The 18,517-nt window shown below is 35.3% G+C and carries 16 protein-coding genes; 1 reads left to right on the top strand and 15 read right to left on the bottom strand.

Going from position 1 to position 18,517, the window contains the following annotated elements:
- Positions 1–18: 18 nt before the first annotated feature.
- From AC07SW_RS03775 to AC07SW_RS03765, 3 genes are all read right to left on the bottom strand, one after another.
- A complete protein-coding gene (locus AC07SW_RS03775) occupies positions 19–1,743 on the bottom strand; it encodes a phospho-sugar mutase (protein WP_463685314.1) in 1,725 nt (574 codons plus the stop codon).
- Between the two features lie 177 nt (positions 1,744–1,920).
- The gene (gene trxB, locus AC07SW_RS03770; RefSeq protein ID WP_135017626.1) at positions 1,921–2,868 is read right to left on the bottom strand and encodes a thioredoxin-disulfide reductase; all 948 of its coding nucleotides are present in this window, start codon (positions 2,866–2,868) and stop codon (positions 1,921–1,923) included.
- 91 nt (positions 2,869–2,959) lie between these two features.
- On the bottom strand, positions 2,960–3,391 hold the full coding sequence (locus tag AC07SW_RS03765; RefSeq protein WP_034571373.1) for a tetratricopeptide repeat protein: 432 nt from the start codon (positions 3,389–3,391) through the stop codon (positions 2,960–2,962).
- 252 nt (positions 3,392–3,643) lie between these two features.
- On the opposite strand from AC07SW_RS03765, the gene AC07SW_RS03760 reads away from it, so the two are divergent.
- A complete protein-coding gene (locus tag AC07SW_RS03760) occupies positions 3,644–4,993 on the top strand; it encodes an MATE family efflux transporter (protein ID WP_119907636.1) in 1,350 nt (449 codons plus the stop codon).
- A 56-nt stretch (positions 4,994–5,049) separates the two neighbouring features.
- Here the strand turns inward: AC07SW_RS03760 and galU are convergent, their stop codons facing one another.
- The 12 genes from galU to AC07SW_RS03700 form a co-directional block, all read right to left on the bottom strand.
- Positions 5,050–5,976, bottom strand: coding sequence for a UTP--glucose-1-phosphate uridylyltransferase GalU (gene galU / locus AC07SW_RS03755; protein WP_119907635.1), 927 nt, complete (start codon positions 5,974–5,976; stop codon positions 5,050–5,052).
- A gap of 33 nt (positions 5,977–6,009) precedes the next feature.
- The gene (locus AC07SW_RS03750) at positions 6,010–7,014 is read right to left on the bottom strand and encodes an NAD(P)H-dependent glycerol-3-phosphate dehydrogenase (RefSeq protein WP_119907634.1); all 1,005 of its coding nucleotides are present in this window, start codon (positions 7,012–7,014) and stop codon (positions 6,010–6,012) included.
- A gap of 23 nt (positions 7,015–7,037) precedes the next feature.
- Positions 7,038–7,682 (bottom strand): pyrophosphatase PpaX, encoded by a 645-nt coding sequence (gene ppaX / locus AC07SW_RS03745; RefSeq protein WP_119907633.1) that lies wholly within the window; start codon positions 7,680–7,682, stop codon positions 7,038–7,040.
- A gap of 21 nt (positions 7,683–7,703) precedes the next feature.
- On the bottom strand, positions 7,704–8,534 hold the full coding sequence (lgt, locus tag AC07SW_RS03740; RefSeq protein WP_119907632.1) for a prolipoprotein diacylglyceryl transferase: 831 nt from the start codon (positions 8,532–8,534) through the stop codon (positions 7,704–7,706).
- A gap of 16 nt (positions 8,535–8,550) precedes the next feature.
- The gene (gene hprK / locus AC07SW_RS03735) at positions 8,551–9,486 is read right to left on the bottom strand and encodes an HPr(Ser) kinase/phosphatase (RefSeq protein ID WP_034571391.1); all 936 of its coding nucleotides are present in this window, start codon (positions 9,484–9,486) and stop codon (positions 8,551–8,553) included.
- Positions 9,487–9,652: 166 nt separating this feature from the next.
- Entirely contained in the window at positions 9,653–10,000 is a 348-nt protein-coding gene (locus AC07SW_RS03730; protein WP_034571394.1) for a phage holin family protein, read from the bottom strand.
- Entirely contained in the window at positions 10,000–10,320 is a 321-nt protein-coding gene (locus AC07SW_RS03725; RefSeq protein ID WP_034571397.1) for a PspC domain-containing protein, read from the bottom strand. Before AC07SW_RS03725 ends, AC07SW_RS03730 begins: the two co-directional genes overlap by 1 nt.
- A 58-nt stretch (positions 10,321–10,378) precedes the next feature.
- The gene (liaX, locus tag AC07SW_RS03720; protein WP_494632255.1) at positions 10,379–11,950 is read right to left on the bottom strand and encodes a daptomycin-sensing surface protein LiaX; all 1,572 of its coding nucleotides are present in this window, start codon (positions 11,948–11,950) and stop codon (positions 10,379–10,381) included.
- A gap of 320 nt (positions 11,951–12,270) precedes the next feature.
- Positions 12,271–15,114 carry an excinuclease ABC subunit UvrA gene (uvrA, locus tag AC07SW_RS03715; RefSeq protein ID WP_485401414.1) on the bottom strand — a complete coding sequence of 948 codons (2,844 nt, stop codon included), beginning with the start codon at positions 15,112–15,114 and terminating at the stop codon, positions 12,271–12,273.
- A gap of 130 nt (positions 15,115–15,244) precedes the next feature.
- The gene (locus tag AC07SW_RS03710; RefSeq protein ID WP_034571406.1) at positions 15,245–15,886 is read right to left on the bottom strand and encodes an HD domain-containing protein; all 642 of its coding nucleotides are present in this window, start codon (positions 15,884–15,886) and stop codon (positions 15,245–15,247) included.
- A gap of 147 nt (positions 15,887–16,033) precedes the next feature.
- Entirely contained in the window at positions 16,034–18,157 is a 2,124-nt protein-coding gene (locus AC07SW_RS03705; RefSeq protein WP_494632254.1) for a heavy metal translocating P-type ATPase, read from the bottom strand.
- A 14-nt stretch (positions 18,158–18,171) separates the two neighbouring features.
- Positions 18,172–18,480 (bottom strand): ArsR/SmtB family transcription factor, encoded by a 309-nt coding sequence (locus AC07SW_RS03700; protein WP_311908274.1) that lies wholly within the window; start codon positions 18,478–18,480, stop codon positions 18,172–18,174.
- Between the last annotated feature and the right edge of the window lie 37 nt (positions 18,481–18,517).

The raw sequence follows: 18,517 nt of genomic DNA, 5'->3' as shown, positions 1-18,517 counted from the left end.
TCTTAATGTATTTCTTTATTATGCAATAATAGCTTGAATACTTGCTTCAAAATCTGCTACCTTATTCGCTACTTTTTCAGCTGTATCTGCTACTGCACCAATATAAAACTTAATTTTCGGTTCTGTTCCAGATGGACGAATCGCAATCCAACTGCCATCTTCTAATTGATATTTTAAAACGTTAGATGTCGGCATGTCAATCGGCTCTACTCTTCCGTCTTGGAATGTTCTCGTTTGATTGCCAAAGTCCTCAGAACTCACAACTGAAATACCTGCAAATTCTTTTGGTGCTTCTGCCCGACATTTAGCCATCAAGGCTTGAATTTTAGCTGTTCCTTCAATTCCTGCCATTGTAACTGAGATTGTTTTTTCCTCGAAATAGCCGTATGTTTGGTAAATCTCTTGTAAGCCATCATACATTGTTTTTCCTTGTTTTTTATAGAACGCAGCAACTTCTGCTACCAATACTAAAGCTTGAATGGCATCTTTATCGCGAACAAAAGGTTTTACTAGATAACCGTAGCTTTCTTCAAATCCAAATAAAAATGTTTGACTATGATCTTCTTCATATTGTTTGATTTTTTCTGCAATAAATTTAAACCCTGTTAAAACATCGATCATTTTAATTTCAAAGCTTTCTGCAATTTTCGTTGCTAACTCACTTGAAACGATTGACTTTAATACAGCACCATTAGCAGGTAATGTTCCGGCTTCTTTTTGAGCTGTTAATAAATAGTGCAACATTAATGACGCAATTTGATTTCCTGATAACACTTCATAATTTCCAGCAGGCATTTTCACTGCAATCCCAAGGCGGTCTGCGTCTGGATCTGTTGCAACTAAAACATCTGCCCCTTCTTTTTCACCTAAGCGAATCGCATATTCAAAGGCACTATGTTCCTCTGGATTTGGTGATTTGATGGTAGGAAAACTAGGGTCAGGAATCGCTTGTTCTGGAACTACCGTAATGCCTTCAAATCCAGCATTTTTTAGTGCACGCTCTCCTAGCATTTGACCAGTTCCATGAAGCGGAGTGAAAACAAGCTTCATTTCTTTGCTCATTTCTTTTACTAATTCAGGATTCACTGTCACTGTTTTCACTAATTCAAGATAAGGTGCATCAATGTCTTCACCAAGTATGGTTAATAAACCAGAATTTTTCAACTCTGTTTCACTTAATACCTCAATTTCTAAGCTATTGTCAATTTCACGAACAAATGTTGTTAAAGCATCCGCTTCTTTAGGTGGCATTTGCCCCCCGTCCTCACCGTAAACTTTGTACCCATTGTATTCAGCAGGATTGTGACTTGCTGTAATCATAATTCCCGCATAGGTTTTCAATTCACGAACTGCAAAAGAAAGTTCTGGCGTTGGACGTAAGCTTTCAAATACAAACGCTGGAATGCCATGCTTGCCTAATGTTTTAGCTGCCTCCATTGCAAATTCAGGTGATTGATGACGTGAGTCATAAGCAATAGCTACTCCTCTTTTTTTCGTCTCCTCACCTAAGCTGTCCATAAATGAAGCCAAACCTTCCGTTGCTTGACGAATGGTATAGATGTTCATACGATTAATTCCTACTCCTAAAACACCTCGCATGCCCGCTGTTCCAAATTCTAATGGTGCGTAAAAAGCATCTTCCAAAACTGTATCATTATTCTCTAATTCAACTAATTCTGCTTTCAACTTATCCTCTAATGCTTCATAGTTTTTCCAAGTTTTATAAGTATTCTTCCAAGTCATTTCTGAAATCATCCTTTTTTAGTATTTTCTAGTTATTTCCTTCAATAACAGTTAATCATTTAGATTATATCACTTCTTGCATAGGCTTTCACTCATTTTGGATAAATTTCAAAAATCTTATATTTTAGTTACAAAAAAGAACCTTTATAAAAATAAAGATTCTTTGTGTCGTTATTATTATTTTTCTAGACTTTCTTTTAATTCTTCTACGTATTTAAAGACAGCTTGTCCTGCTTGACCGCCATCGCCAACAGCGGTAGTAACTTGACGTAATGTTTTTTGACGAACATCTCCAACAGCAAAAATACCTGGAATTGCTGTTTCCATCTCATCATTTGTAATAATCCAACCTTCTTCATCTGTAATTCCTAAATCTTTAAAAGAATTCGTTTGAGGTAAAATACCTACATAGATAAACGCTCCATCAGCGGCAATTTCTTTCGTTGAACCATCTTTTGTATCAACCAAAGTCGCTCCCGTTACTTTCATGTCATCTCCATGAATTTCTGATACTGTTGCGTTCCATATAAAGTCAACTTTTTCATTTTTAAACGCACGGTCTTGTAATATTTTTTGAGCACGTAACTCACCGCGACGATGAACAATTGTTACTTTACTAGCAAATTGAGTTAAATACGTTCCTTCTTCAACTGCTGAATCTCCGCCACCAATTACAATCAATTCTTTATTTCTAAAGAAGGCGCCATCACATACTGCACAATAAGACACACCACGTCCATTGTATTCATTTTCTCCAGCAACTCCCAATTTACGATGCTCTGCTCCAGTTGCGATAATGATTGCACGCGTTTTATATTCGTTACCACCTGCTGTAATGGTTTTATATTCTTTACCGTCCTCTATTTTTTGAACATCTCCATACGCATATTCTGCTCCAAATTGTTTTGATCCTTCAAACATTTTGTCTGATAATTCAGGACCTAAAATACTTAGAAACCCAGGATAATTTTCAATTTCAGCTGTATTAATCATTTGACCACCTGGAACGCCTCTTTCAAGCATTAAGGTTGATAAATTTGATCTTGATGCATATAACGCTGCTGTCATTCCTGCTGGACCTGATCCAATAATGACAACATCATAAATTTTTTCATTTGATTCCATGTTTTCGCTCCCTTTATTTCTCAATTCTCAGTGCTATTTATCTACTTTAATATGAATGGAGACATTCGTCTACTAATTTGCTTACAAAAAATTAGTATCCTTTCAATTCCATTTCTAAAGTTTGTTTTAATTCAGTTGCCTCTTCAATAAAATCACCGGTAGGATCTTCTTTTAAATACATTTTTACTAACTCCAACGCTTCCTCTAAGTCCTCTAAAAAAGCATAATTGTTTGCTTGAAAATAATAAGCTTCGCTAAAAATGTCCCCACTTTCTTCAATCAATGTATCTAAAATAGTAATAGATTCATTAAATTCACCGGCATGCTGATGGCAAATTGCTAGTTGGCAAAGAGCAAAAATTTTTTCTTCCTCTGTTTTACAAAGTGTCGCTGCACGATTCAAATATTTTTTAGCCTTGAGGATATCGTTTTTTTGAAACGCCGCAATTCCTAAACTAAAGTAATATTCACTTGATGGGAAAAACTCAATAATCGGTGCTCGCTTATTTTCAGAATCAGACATCTTTTCGCCTCCTTTTTTGAACTTTGTCTTTAAGTATAACACAGACATTTCAGGTGGGATAGCTCCTATTTTGGATTCCTGTATTCATGATGGAGAAAATTATTTTATGAAAAAAAGAAAAATGTCCATTGTTTCTTTTTCGCATTTAACATACACTTAAAAAATATTGTTTTTAAAGTAATTCTACTCGTAATTTTACTTAAATTCAGCTATTATATCTGCAAGTCAATTAAAATCATAAAGGAGGTCCCTATGGTCAAAAAGAAGCGTCTTCATTCAGATAATGAGCTCATTAGTTTAAGTTGGCCAATTTTTGTGGAACTTTTTTTAAGGGTTATTATTGGAAATATTAACGTACTAATGATTTCAAAATATTCAGAAAGTGCTGTGGCTGCTGTTGGTGCATCCAATCAAATCTTGAATTTAACCGTATTTATTTTCGGATTTGTAAGTGTCGGAACTCAAATTATCATTGCCCAATTAATTGGTGCAAAAAGAAGAGAACGAATCCAATCGGTGATTACTACGTCTTTAACTGCTGCTTTGGTTCTTGGTTTTTTAATCAGTGCTATTTTTATCTTCTTTTCAACCTATTTCCTCCAATGGATGCAACTAAGTCCTGAATTAGTTGAAATAGGGGCTAACTATTTAAAAATATTTGGTGGAGGAATGTTTTTAACTTCTATGACAACTACTATGATTGCAATTATGCGTAGTCATGGTTTTACAAAACCCGCTTTACTTGTCCCTCTATTTGCAAGTATTATTGCAGTTATTGGAAATTTCTTTGCTTTGTATGGCCCTTTTGGTTTACCTGTTTTCGGTGTTGCAGGCATGGCTGTTTCCAGTATTGTTGGGAATTCTGTAGGTTTAGTTATCGCAATTTATTTGCTACACCGCCATGTCCGTTATCGCATTTCATTTACAAATTTTAAAGATTTTTCTTTTAAAAATTTAAAATCTGTTTTAAGTTATGGTCTCCCATCTTCTGGGGAAGCTCTTTCCTACCAAGCGGCACAAGTTGTTGTAACCACAATTGTTGCGACCTTAGGACAAGATGCGTTAGTAGCGAAATCTTACGTTAATGCAATCACTCAATTTGTTTCACTTGCTGCTGCTTCACTGAGCCAGGGAACCCAGATTATGATTGGTCGACATGTTGGAGCTGGCGAAATTGATCGTGCGTACCACCGAGGAATTCGTAGTGTGAAAATCGGCGTTATCCTTTCAGTTGTTATTACCTTTTTAATTTGGTTGTTCATTACACCAATTATGGGGGTTTTCACTTCCAGTCTGACGGTTCTATTGATTGCTAAACAGGTTTTCTTAGTCGATATCTTCTTAGAAGCAGGACGAGCTGTCAATATGATTTTGGTTGGCGCTTTAAATGCGAGTGGCGACGTGAAATATCCATTGATTTGCAGTATTATTGTCCTCTGGATTATTAGCTTGCCTTTCTCTTATTTACTAGCTATCAAATTTGGGCTTGGTCTTGTTGGCGTTTGGTTAGCCTATGCAATCGATGAAATTTTACGAAGTTTATTGATGCTTTATCGTTGGAAATCAGATATTTGGAAAAGTAAATTTAAATTATCCGATTAAAAAAGGACTGGCTAATTGATTAAATTAGCCAGTCCTCTTTTAGTTAACTCTGTTTATTATTTTTTCTTTGGTGCTTTATCTACTTTATCAGCTTCTTTAGCATCTTCACTAGCTAATTCGCTACCTAATTGAATAATGTATTCACGTAATGAATTTTTCACTTCAGGATGTTTTAGACCATATTGGATGCTTGTTTTTAAGAAACCAAATTTATCGCCAACGTCATATCTTGTGCCTTTAAATTCATGTGCAAAAACGCGTTGTGTTTTATTTAATGTGTCAATGGCATCGGTTAATTGAATTTCATTTCCCGCTCCAGGAGCTTGGTTTTCTAAAATATCAAAAATTTCTGGCGTTAATAAATAACGACCAATAATAGCTAAATCACTTGGTGCATCTTTTGGGTCTGGTTTTTCAACAAATTTACGTACATGGAATAAACCTTTTTCTACTTCCATTTCAGGATCAATAATACCGTATTTTGAAGTATCCTCATGAGGAACTTTCATCACAGCAATGTTTGAAGCATGTGTTTTTTCGTAACCATCCATTAATTGTTTCGTTAATGGGACAGTATCCTCCATCAAGTCATCACCTAGCATCACGACAAAAGGCTCATTGCCAACAAATGCCTTCGCTTGTAAAACAGCATGTCCTAAGCCTTTTGGATAAGATTGACGAACAAAGTAAAGGTTTAAACCAGTGGTTTCTTCTACTAATTTTAATAGTTCAAGTTTATCTTTTTCTTTTAAATTCGCTTCTAGTTCTGGGTTTGAGTCAAAATGGTCTTCAATTGGACGTTTGCTCTTTCCTGTCACAATTAGAATATCTTCAATCCCTGAATTAATCGCTTCTTCTACAATAAATTGAATGGTTGGTTTATCAACGATTGGCAACATTTCCTTTGCCATTGCTTTTGTTGCTGGTAAAAATCGTGTTCCTAATCCCGCTGCCGGAATGACAGCTTTTCTTACTTTTTTCATTTTATTTCCTCCTAATAATAGTGTCGTATCAGTTTAACTTTCTGCTTTTCCATCTCTAGTCATTAAATGAGAGACAACTTCTTTTACATCTGTTTTATTGTATAAAACATCATAAATTGCTTTCGTAATCGGCATCTCAATATTTTTTTGTTTTGCTAATTCGTAAGCCGCTTTCGTTGTTGAAACTCCTTCAACAATCATGCCCATATTATCTAGTACTTCTTGTAAATTATGACCTTTTCCTAGTAAATCACCGGCACGCCAGTTTCTTGAATGAATACTCGTACACGTAACAATCAAATCACCAACACCACTTAGACCAATAAAGGTTAGAGGCTGTGCACCAAAAGCAACACCTAATCGACTAATTTCGGCAAGTCCTCGAGTCATTAAAGCCGCTTTTGCATTGTCTCCGTAACCTAAGCCATGGAGCGCACCTGCTCCAACTGCAATAATATTTTTCAAGGCCGCCCCCATTTCAACACCGATAATATCTTCATTGGTATATACTCGAAAATAACGATTCATAAATAACGACTGAATCAATTCTGCACCCGCCAAATTAGTAGATGCTGATGTTATAGTTGTAATGTCTTTAACTGCAACTTCTTCTGCGTGACTAGGACCTGATAAAACAACAACTGCTGTCCTTAATTCCTCTGGGATTTCCTCTTCTAATACCTCTGAAATTCGTTTATGAGTTTCTTGTTCCAACCCTTTACTAGCATGAGCAATTACAGCTGGTGAAGTTAAGACAGAAGCTACTTGGTGTGCAACTGATCGCATTGCTTTTGTTGGAACCACGAAAAGTACAACATCAACAGCTTCAACTGCTAATTTTAAATCTGTAAAGCCTTTAATGCTTTTTGATAATTGAATTTCCGGTAAATAGCGAGCATTGCAATGATCGTTATTGATTTCACTCATTTGTTCAACATTATTTCCCCATAAACGAACATCATGACCATTTTCATCTAATACCATTGCTAGGGCCGTACCCCACGAACCTGCACCAAGTACAGCAATTTTCTTCGACATATTCAAACTCCTTTAAATCTTGCTTATTTATTTCTAATAACATAATCAGTTAAATCAGTCATTGATGTAACTATTACATCTGGTTTGAAAGGATCAATTTCTGCTCGTGTCTTTTCTGACCATTCGACAAAAACCGATATAATTCCAGCGTTATTAGCCGACTCAATATCATGAGAATTATCTCCCACCATGATGGCCTTTGCTGGATCAACTTTCAATTGTTGAAGTGCTACATAAATAGGTTCTGGATCTGGCTTTGCTTTTTGATAGTCTAAACCACCTATAATCACTTCAAAATAATCGGTCAAATGTAAAAGTTTCAATCCCCGTAATAAAACATCATTTCGCTTACTTGAAACAATTGCTAATCGAATACCAATTGACTTTAAACGTTCTAAATTTTCAGTAACGCCTTCAAACACCGTTACCATTTCATCATGATGAGCTTCATTAAATTGTCTATACTTAGCAATCATCGTCTCTTTCTCAAGAGGATTCAACTTGCCGTATACCATCTCTAACGTAGGGCCGTTAAACGCTCGAACACCTTCTAAGTCATACTCTCCTGGAAAATACTCTTCTAGGACTGCCAAATGTGACTGACTAATCAAAGCATTGGTATTCGCTAAGGTACCATCAAAATCAAATAACACTGTTTCAATTGACACATCTAACACTACTTTCTTTTATTAATTCGAAATAACACCATCTAAATAATAAGGATTTTCTGGGTATTTTTTTCTCCGATAGTACCATATAACAATAGCACCTATAAATAAAACAACAGACAATAACTGTGAAACACGAATCGTTTGCAGCAACATCAAACTATCTGTTCTCAAACCTTCGATAAAGAATCGACCAAATGAATACCATAGAACATAGCTCAAAGCTACTTCTCCACGTTTTAATAAATGGAATCTTCTTCTAAGAATCAATAGTAGCACAAATCCAATCACATTCCATAAGGATTCATAAAAAAAGGTCGGTTGATAATAGATTCCGTCAATTTTCATATTATTAATAATAAAAATAGGTAAATGTAGATTTTCTAAAAAAGCTCTTGATGTTTCTTCCCCATGTGCTTCTTGATTAATGAAGTTTCCCCAACGTCCAATTGCTTGTGCGATTAAAACACTAGGTGCTGCAATATCTAATACTAGCCAAAATGGCAAGCCTCTTTTTTTAGTAAACCAGTAAACCGTCAAACCTCCAGCAATCAAGCCTCCATAAATGGCAATTCCACCATTCCAAATCGCAATAATTTCTGAAGGATGCGCAACATAGTAACGCCATTCAAACGCAACATAATAGATTCTAGCCCCTATAATCGAAATTGGCAATGCCCACAACATCATATCAATCAAGTCGTCGCCTTTAATCCCTAATTTTTCCGACTCATGAGTGCTCATAAAAATAGCCAATAAGACAGCCGATGCAATAATAACACCATACCAATGAACTTCTAACCCGCCTAGTGAAAAGGCAATTGGATTAATTGCACCTAATAATAGATTCATGCTCTAATCTCCATTCTTAATTGTCCTGAGAGTTTTTCTCAATCAAAATTTCTAGATTTTTTTCAAAGGTTTTCGTAGCATCATAGCCCATACTCTTCGCTCTAAAATTCATTGCTGCTACTTCAATAATAATCGCTAAATTGCGACCCGTTTTAACTGGAATCGATATTTTAGGCACATCTACGTCAAAAATACGTGTGATTTCTTCTCCGCCACCAAGACGATCAAATTTCTTTTCTTTAGTCCACGTTTCTAAATTCACGATCACTTGAATCGTTTTACTACTTCTAACAGCACCTGCACCAAATAAGTTCATCACATCAATAATGCCAATACCTCGAATTTCAATTAAGTGACGTAAAATATCTGGTGATTCCCCGACAACAGTTTGTTCATCTTGTTGATGAATTTCAACTCGATCATCTGCTACAAGACGATGTCCACGTTGAATTAGTTCCAATGCCGTTTCACTTTTCCCAACACCACTATCACCTGTAATTAAGACTCCTAGTCCATAAACATCAATCAAGACCCCGTGCATAGAAATCCGTTCAGCTAACTTACCTTCTAAGAAATTTGTTACATTACTGGATAATCGAGTTGTTGTTAATCGTGACATAATCAAAGGAATTCCAGCTTCTGTAGTCGCTTGAACCAATTCCTTTGGTGGAACTAAGTCTCTTGACAAAATAAATGCAGGAGTATTCGGTTGACACATTCTTCTCATCACAATTAAACGTTCTTCACTAGTCATTCGTTCAGAAAAAGACGTTTCAGTTTTACCAAACAACTGAACTCGTTCTTGTGGATAATAATTAAAATAGCCTGTTAATTCTAAACCTGGTCGTGAAACATCACTGGTCGTAATCAAACGATCCAAATGTTCTTCTCCGTTATGTACATCTAAACGAAGTGTATCCACTAATTCTCTTACCGTTACACTACTAGTCATAGTTTTTTCTCCTCTTCGCAAATAAGCTTGTTTCTGTCTATCTTCCATTTTAACATTATATTGAATTTCTTTAAAGGTTTATCAATACTGATTTAATGAACCTTTAAATATTTTTTATTATCAATAAAAAAGCATCGAATTCAATCGATGCTTTTTAGTCGTAATTCTATTCTGTTGAAACGCGATTTGAAATAAATAGATTTGCAAGGGACAATAAAATTGCCACCCACATCGCTGTGCCAAATGTAGCAAAATGAAATCCGCTACCAACAATAGCTGCTGTTAATTTCAACATGAATGCATTGATAACAATACTAAAGAATCCTAATGTTAAAAAAGTAATTGGCAAGGATAGAATGCTTAAAACTGGTTTAATCGACATATTTAAAACAGCCAAAACTAAACTTGCTGCTAACGCTATCCAAATACTTTCAACATAAAATGTTGCTCTGAAAAAACCTGATAATGCTAAGAATAACAAAGCATTAATCAAAACACCCTGCCAAAATTTCATTAGAAATCACTCCAGTCATCATCTTCAACTTTCTCTGCTTCTTTACGTTTATCTTGTTTAGCTTTTTTTTTGCCATTATAGTCTTCATAATTCGTTGAATAGTACCGATTTCCATAATTAGAATCTGTTGTATCTCGTTTTGGTTCAGGAATACAGATTGCTAAGATGATGTACAAAATCACTGGGGAACCAAAGCCAAAGAATGCAGCTACAACAAAAATTATTCTTAAAATTGTTGCATCAATTCCAAAATACTCTGCAATCCCACCTAATACACCACTTAAAACTCTATCTTGTCTTGATTTTGTTAATTTTTTCATTTATGCCACCCTCTTTAAATTTTAAGTTAAAAATTGGGGAAGAGAATCCCCAATTCTTTTACTGGTCCGTATCTTTAATTAAAATACTACCAGTAGTTGTTGATAATTTTACAACCAACGTATCTTCATTTGCCACACGTCTAAATTCTAGCAATTGATTTGTGCGATCTTTTTTCTCTTTGATTACTTCAACGTTTTCTAAACGATTTTGAATTGAACCTAAATTGCTCTTCGCATTGCCTTCAATGCTGATTGCTCTTGGCAAAGCAACTTTAACTGTTCCATTTACAGAACTGGCTTCAAGACGTTTTAGTTCCTCTCCTGATAACGTTACTTTGATAGCTCCGTTAACTGTTGATAAATTGCCACTTTTTACATCTCCGCGCGTAACTATTTCACCATTGATACTGTGTACTAGTAAATCACGAACACTACTATCAACTACAGAAACATTGCCATTAACACCTTCTGTTTCAAGCATCGTAGCTGTCAAACGATCAAATGTAATATTACCATTTGTACATTTAACATAGATGTCTTTACCTTCAAATTCTTCAAACTTTACATTCCCATTTAATAATTTCAACGCTGTATGATCGTAGGTTCTTTCTGGTAGATAGAAAACTAAATCACAACGAATGCGTTTATTTGGTACATGGAAGAGCAAACTCTCATCATTGACTTCAATTGTGCTTCTTTCTAAGAATGCTTCAAAGGGATTTTCAACATCCATTTTCCCATAAATTTTAATAGATGCTTCAACTTTGATGTCTTGACTATCCCAGTTTTTAAAGACTACATCGCCATTTGCTACTTTAACATCAATGATAGAAGCTGCACTTTCTGGATAGTTAAATTCATGATCAAACTTCGTAGCTGCAATTCCTGGTACGCGAATATTCACGTCTTTCCAGTCAATATTTTCCATCACGGTATTAAAGGTGTCTTTCATAAATTTACCAAATTGTGTACTAGCTTCAGTTACTTTTTCACCTACTTGATTCATTGTTTCAGTAGCGGATTCTTTCCAATCATCTGGCAATTCAAATTTGTCAGTAATTGTTTTTTTATGTGTTCCCCACTGTTTTCTTTTAATATTTTTAAGTTTATCTTCAAGAATCGTTTTTTCTTCTTCTAGTGATGTTGCTTCTTCTTCTAATGCTGTAATTTCATCTTCGAGGATAGTCATTCTTGCTTGATCTGCTTCAGTCAATGTTTCTAATTCTTCTTTTGTTTCTATGACCATCATTTCTTCTTTTTTCAATTTAATTTGATCGGTCAATTCTTTAATTGTTTGATTCGTTTGATCTAGCTCTACTGAATATCCAGAGGCTTCATTTGCCAACTCTTCGAGAATTGCTTCTAATCGTTCGTGATCTTCCTTTTGTTCTTTTTCTAAACGTGCACGCCCTTCTTCTACTGATTCAGCTGCATCAGATAACACTGGTTCAGGATTTTCCATTTTTGCTTCTGGTTCAGTTGGTGGAATTGGTTTTTGAACATTTGACTGATCTTTTTTCACCGCTTCTTTGCCTTCTTTTTTAGCTGCACTTTCCAATAAGACTAATGCTTCTTCTGTTGAGATGATTCCTTGTTTCACTAATTCTAAAATTCTTTCTCTTTCTTTCATGTTGATTTCCTCCTTCATTCTTTCCTATCTATTTATCATTTGCGGACGATTGAAATACTGATGCAAGATTCATTTGTCTTGCTATACTCATATTATGCCTTTCTTTTGGTAAATTGTCATAGGACTTAAGAACGATTTATCATTCAACACATAGTCTGAACTTCTATTATTTAACCTTTTCTACACTAATTAGTTTACCATTTTACCTTTAAAAAATAAAAAATTCAGTTTATAAATGAAAGAACTGTTCATTTGCGAATACTCTTAATACAACAAAAAAACTTCTTTAAAGCTACAAAGGCTTTAAAGAAGTCTCTTGATTAATTTTTCATACGAGCTTTGTCTCGTTCTAAAATTGCTGCTAAATACTTTCCAGTATAGCTTTCTTTTACTTTAATGACCTCTTCAGGAGTTCCCTTAGCAACTAATGTTCCACCACCAGCACCACCTTCTGGGCCCAAATCAATCAAGTAATCTGCTGTTTTAATAACATCTAAGTTATGTTCGATTACAAGCACCGTATTACCTGATTCAACTAAGCGGTTCAAGACGACTAAAAGACGCGCGATATCATCTGTATGCAATCCTGTTGTTGGTTCATCTAAAATATAAAAACTTTTACCATTTGATTTTTTATGCAATTCACTAGCTAATTTCATTCGTTGCGCTTCCCCACCAGAAAGAGTTGTTGCAGGTTGACCCAGTGTTACGTAGCCTAATCCAACATCCACAATCGTTGCTAATTTGCGATGGATTTTTGGAATATGCTCAAAGAATTTTACGGCTTCTTCAACTGTCATGTTTAAAATTTCAGAGATATTCTTACCTTTATAATGAACTTCTAATGTTTCAGAATTATATCTTGTTCCATGACAAACCTCACAAGGAACGTAAACATCTGGTAAAAAATGCATCTCAATTTTTAAAATCCCATCTCCACGACAAGCCTCACAGCGGCCACCTTTTACATTGAAACTAAAACGTCCTTTTTTATAGCCACGAATTTTAGCTTCATTCGTTTGTGCAAATAAATCACGAATATCATCAAATACACTTGTATAAGTCGCTGGATTACTTCTTGGCGTACGCCCGATTGGACTTTGATCGATATCAATTACTTTTTCTAGCTCTTCATAGCCTGTTATTTTTTTGAACTTACCTGGTTTCGCTTTTGTTCGTGTCAGCTCTTTTGACAAAGCCTTCTTCAAAATACTATTTACTAGTGTACTTTTTCCTGATCCTGAAACACCAGTAACTGCAACAAAACGTCCAATTGGAAAATCAACGGTTAAGTTTTTCAAGTTATTTTCCGTAGCGCCAGTAACTCGAATTTTCCCTTTATTTTCTTTCCGTCTTTTTTCTGGAATTGGAATAAATTTCTTACCAGATAAATACTCGCCTGTTAAAGAATTGGGATTTTTTTCGACTTCTGCTGGTGTCCCGGCAGCCATAATCTCACCACCACGTTCTCCTGCACCAGGTCCAATATCAATTAGATAATCTGCCTCACGCATTGTATCTTCATCATGTTCTACAACAATTAGTGTATTCCCTAAATCTCGCATTTTTTTCAAGGAACCAATCAAGCGATCGTTGTCCCGTTGGTGTAGACCAATAGAGGGTTCATCAAGAATATAAAGAACACCTGACAAATTTGAGCCAATTTGTGTAGCCAACCGGATCCTTTGAGCTTCTCCACCAGATAATGTGCCCGCGGTTCTACTTAACGTTAAATAGTCTAATCCGACATTTTCCAGAAATCTTAATCGTGAATGAACTTCTTTCAAGATGGGTTTTGCAATCATTTCTTCTTGATTGGACAATGTCAAATGGTCAAAGAATTCAACAGCATCTCCAATTGCGTATTCACAAACTTGTCCGATATCCGTTCCATTAACTTTAACAGACAACGCTTGGCGATTTAAACGATAACCGTTACAAGTTTGACAAGGCAACTCCGTCATATAGGTACGCATTTGCTCCCTTGTAAAATCACTATTGGTTTCATCATGTCTTCGAGAGATATTGCGAACAACGCCTTCAAAAGGAACATCCACGTCACGAATCCCACCAAAATCATTTTCATAATGGAAGTGAAATAACTTACCATCTGAACCATTCAGAATCAACTCTTTTGCTGATTCTGGCAATTTTTCAAAAGGTGTGTCTAAATCAATTTTAAAATGAAGACAGGCCTGTTCTAGCATTTGAGGATAGTAATTAGAACTAATTGGATTCCAAGGAGCAATTGCGCCTTCTCTAAGTGTTTTCTTTTTATCAGGAATAACCAAATCCAAATCAACTTCTAATTTCATTCCTAAGCCATCACATTCTGGGCAAGCTCCAAATGGTGCGTTAAAAGAGAATAAACGAGGCTCTAATTCTCCAACTGTAAAGCCACAATAAGGACATGCGTAGTGTTCACTAAATAAAATTTCTTCTTTGCCTATCACGTCTGCAACGGCGTAGCCTTCTGCCAAACGCAATGCTGCTTCAAATGAATCAAATAAACGTGAACGAATGCCTTCTTTAACAACAATACGGTCAATGACAATATCAATATCATGTTTTTTGGTTTTTTCAAGCTCGATTTCATCAGAGATATCATACATTTCTTTATCGACACGAAGACGAACATAACCTTCTCGTTTAATCATATCGAATACTTTTTTATGTTGTCCTTTTTTTCCTACAACAACAGGAGCTAATATTTGAATCTTTGTTTTTTCAGGTAGCTCTAACACACGATCAACCATCTGTTCAACGGTTTGACTAGTAATCTCGGTTCCATCATTTGGACAAATCGGATGCCCTACTCGAGCATAAAGTAAACGAAGATAATCGTTGATTTCAGTGACTGTTCCAACAGTCGAACGCGGATTTCGACTAGTGGTTTTTTGATCGATTGAAATAGCCGGGCTCAATCCATCAATGCTATCTACATCTGGTTTATCCATTTGGCCTAAAAATTGTCGTGCATATGCAGATAAGCTTTCAACATAGCGTCTTTGTCCTTCTGCATACAAAGTATCAAATGCCAGTGAGCTTTTTCCAGACCCTGAAAGTCCAGTTAAAACGACTAACTTATCACGAGGAATCGTAACATCAATGTTTTTTAAATTATGAGAACGTGCGCCATGAACGGTAATTTTATCATTTGCCATTTGTTTACTTCCTTTGTTTTTTATTTAAGTTTTTTTGGAAAAATTTGTTCATAAAAAATAGGAAGCATTAGACTTCCTATTTTAGTTACTTCTATCATATCACAAAACAATTCATTTAGGGAACGTTTGTTCATAATTTTGTTTTATTTAAAATTCTTTTTGATATTTTTTGGAGCTGCTCTTGATTCGTAAAATTGCCACTCAACAAATCTGGGAGTACTTCTTCTAAGAAATAGTTTACACTGGCTAAATGGTCAAATTCCAAAATTGTTTTCAATGACTCTTCATAAATCTCTGTAAATACACTTTCTGGATTTCCTTTCTGAATCTCGCCAAATGATTCATATAATAAATCCACTTTATCTGCAACAGATAAAATTTGCCCTTCTAATGAGGAGTCTTTTCCTTCTTTTAAGCGTTCTAAATAGACAGTTTGAAACTCTTCAGGAATTTCCTTTTTCACAAAATTCTCCATCATTGAATCTTCTACGTCAGCTAGCATTTCTCTTAACGCAGGCGTTGCATATTTGACTGGAGTCTTAATATCTCCGATAAACAACTCGGTATAATCATGATTCAAGGCTTTTTCATATAGCGAGCGCCAATTGATTTCTTGCCCTGCTTGCTCTTCTACAGTACCTAAAAATTGAGCAATTTGGGTTACTTTAAATGAATGTGACGCAACTGAATGATCTTCGTATTTAAACTTCCCTGGACACCGAATTATATTTTCTAAATCGCTTAAACTTTTAATGTATTGATGCATTCCCATTCTCACATCATCCTTTCTTTTTGGTAAATTTTTATTATCCTATCATATTTTACTGATTCTGTATAGTTTCACTTATTTATCATAGCAAGTCTATCGACAAAATACCAAAAGGACCACTCACTAAAATAAGTGAGTGATCGAATTTGTTTATTTTTTGCCTAGTTTTCTCATCGGTAATAAAATAGTCAAACTAATTAACGTAACCAATATTGTTGCACCCATATCAGCTAAAATCGCAAACCATAGTGTCAACCAGCCTGGAATGGTTAATAGCAAAGCAATTACTTTTAACCCTAAGGCAATCGAAATGTTGATTCGAATAATTTTTTTCACTAATTTTGCAATTCGAATCGCATCTGGCAAGCGCCCTAAATGATCTTGCATCAAAACAACATCAGCTACTTCAATTGCGCTATCTGTTCCTTTACCCATCGCAATTCCTAAATCGCTTTTTACTAAGGCTGGTGAATCATTCACACCATCTCCAACCATTGCTGTAATCCCTTTTGTTGATAGTTCATCAATTAATTCAAGCTTTTGTTCTGGTAATAATGAACTATGAACTTCATCGATTCCTAGTTCATTTGCAACACTTTCTGCAATTTTTTCGTGATCGCCTGTGAGCATTACAACTTTTTTCATTCCTAATTGATGCAACTCTAAAATGATTTCTTTACTTTCATTTCTGATTTTGTCGGTTAAACCAAAGATACCTAAAACTTCTGTTTCACTGGCTGTAATCACTAAAGTACGACCATTTTCTTTAAATGATTCAATGTCTTTTTTAATTTCACTAGTCAAAATTTCTTCCGGTATTTGACGTTCATTTCCCAGGAAATAATGCTTCTCATTAATTTTACCAGTTAAACCACTACCTGCAACTGTTACCAAGTCTTCCACTTGTAACAAACCAGCTTCTGGTTGTATTTGATTTTCCAGAGTATATCCAACAATTGCTTTAGCAATTGGATGCATCGATTCTTGTTCCATTAAACGACTAATTTGATAAAATTCAGGGCGATATACTTTGACATCACTCACAGCCAGTTTTCCTTCTGTTAAAGTTCCTGTTTTATCAAATGCAATTGTTTCTAAGCGACCAAGTGTTTCTAAATGATTGCCTCCTTTAATCAAAATACCAATGCGAGCTGATTTTGTAATACCTGCTACTAAAGCAATTGGAGAAGAAAGGACTAGTGCACATGGACAACCGATAATTAAAACTGCCAAGCCTTCATATAACCATGGCATCCACTCAGCTCCTAAGAATAAAGGTGGAACAATCATTACAAGCACTGCTAGGAGCATAATCAATGGTGTGTAATATTTAGCAAATTTATTAATGAATAGCTCAGTTTGTGTTTTTGTTTCCTGTGCTTCATAAACTAAATTTAAAATTTTGGCTAATGCTGAGTCTTGATACGCTTTTGTTAACGTAATAAATAACGTTCCATCATTGTTAATGCTTCCGCCGAAAACCGTTGCATCGATTTGTTTTTCAACAGGGACAGACTCTCCTGTAATGGCACTTTCATTGACAGAACTCGTCCCTTTAAGGACAATCCCATCAGAAGGAATTTGTTCACCAGCAATGACTTTTACCACATCTCCAATTGCTAATTGATCGATAGAAACTTTTTCTTCAATTCCATTTTTTACTCGCATTGCGAATTTAGGTTGAACATTTAAAAGGCTCTCCATTGATTTTCGAGCTTGCATCATTCCCAATCCTTCAAGCCATTCGTTTACACCGAAAAGGATTGCAACCAAGGTTCCTTCTCGATACTCACCAATAGCAAACGCACCAATTAATGCAATGGTCATTAAAGTATCAATGTTAAAGGTAAAACGTGTGAGGTTTTTTGCTCCTTGTTTGAAAGTTGGCCATCCACTTAGAACGGTTGCTACAAAATACAAAGCTAGTGAAAAATAGGTTTGCCCATTATCTTCTACAAAAATTCCAATTAGTAGGAGAATAACTGAAATAATGACTTTTGTGATAACCATCTTCGTGTTGCCATCTTCGTGATTATGCTCGTGATCTCCATGATTTCCTTCTTCTTGATTGTTTTTAACCGGTGCTACTAATCGAGCATTTTCAGTTGCTAGTATTTTTTCAACAGCTTTTAAGTCTAAGTTTTCTGAAGCCACTAAAGTACTTGTTGTGTAGTTTAATTTCGCATCTGTCCCATTTTCTAAACGATTGATCTGGGTTTCTAACCTCAATGTGCAATCTGCACAATCTAATCCTTTGACTGGATATCTTTTCATCTTCCTCACCCTTTCTATTGAATATGTTTGGTATGTTTTACTGCTTGAGTTAGTAGGTCTAATACGTGCTCATCATCTTGACTGTAGTAAATTGTTTTGCCTTCACGTCTTGATTTGACCAAATTAGCTGTTCTCAGAGTTCTAAGTTGATGTGAAACAGCTGATTGTTCCATTCCTAAACATTGGGCAATCGCTCCTACATTAAGTTCTTGCTTTTCTAATAAGTATAAAATTGAAATTCGAGTAGGATCACTCAATACTTTGAAAATTTGACTTACTCGTTGAATCGTTTGATTCGTTAATTTTTTATTTTCAAAAGTCATTTATTTCCCTCTTTTCAAATGTTTGGTTGTTCATATG

The organism is Carnobacterium sp. GW821-FHT04C06, from assembly GCF_059420345.1.
Note: the sequence above shows the minus strand (reverse complement) of the source record. Positions and strands in the feature narration are given on the sequence as shown.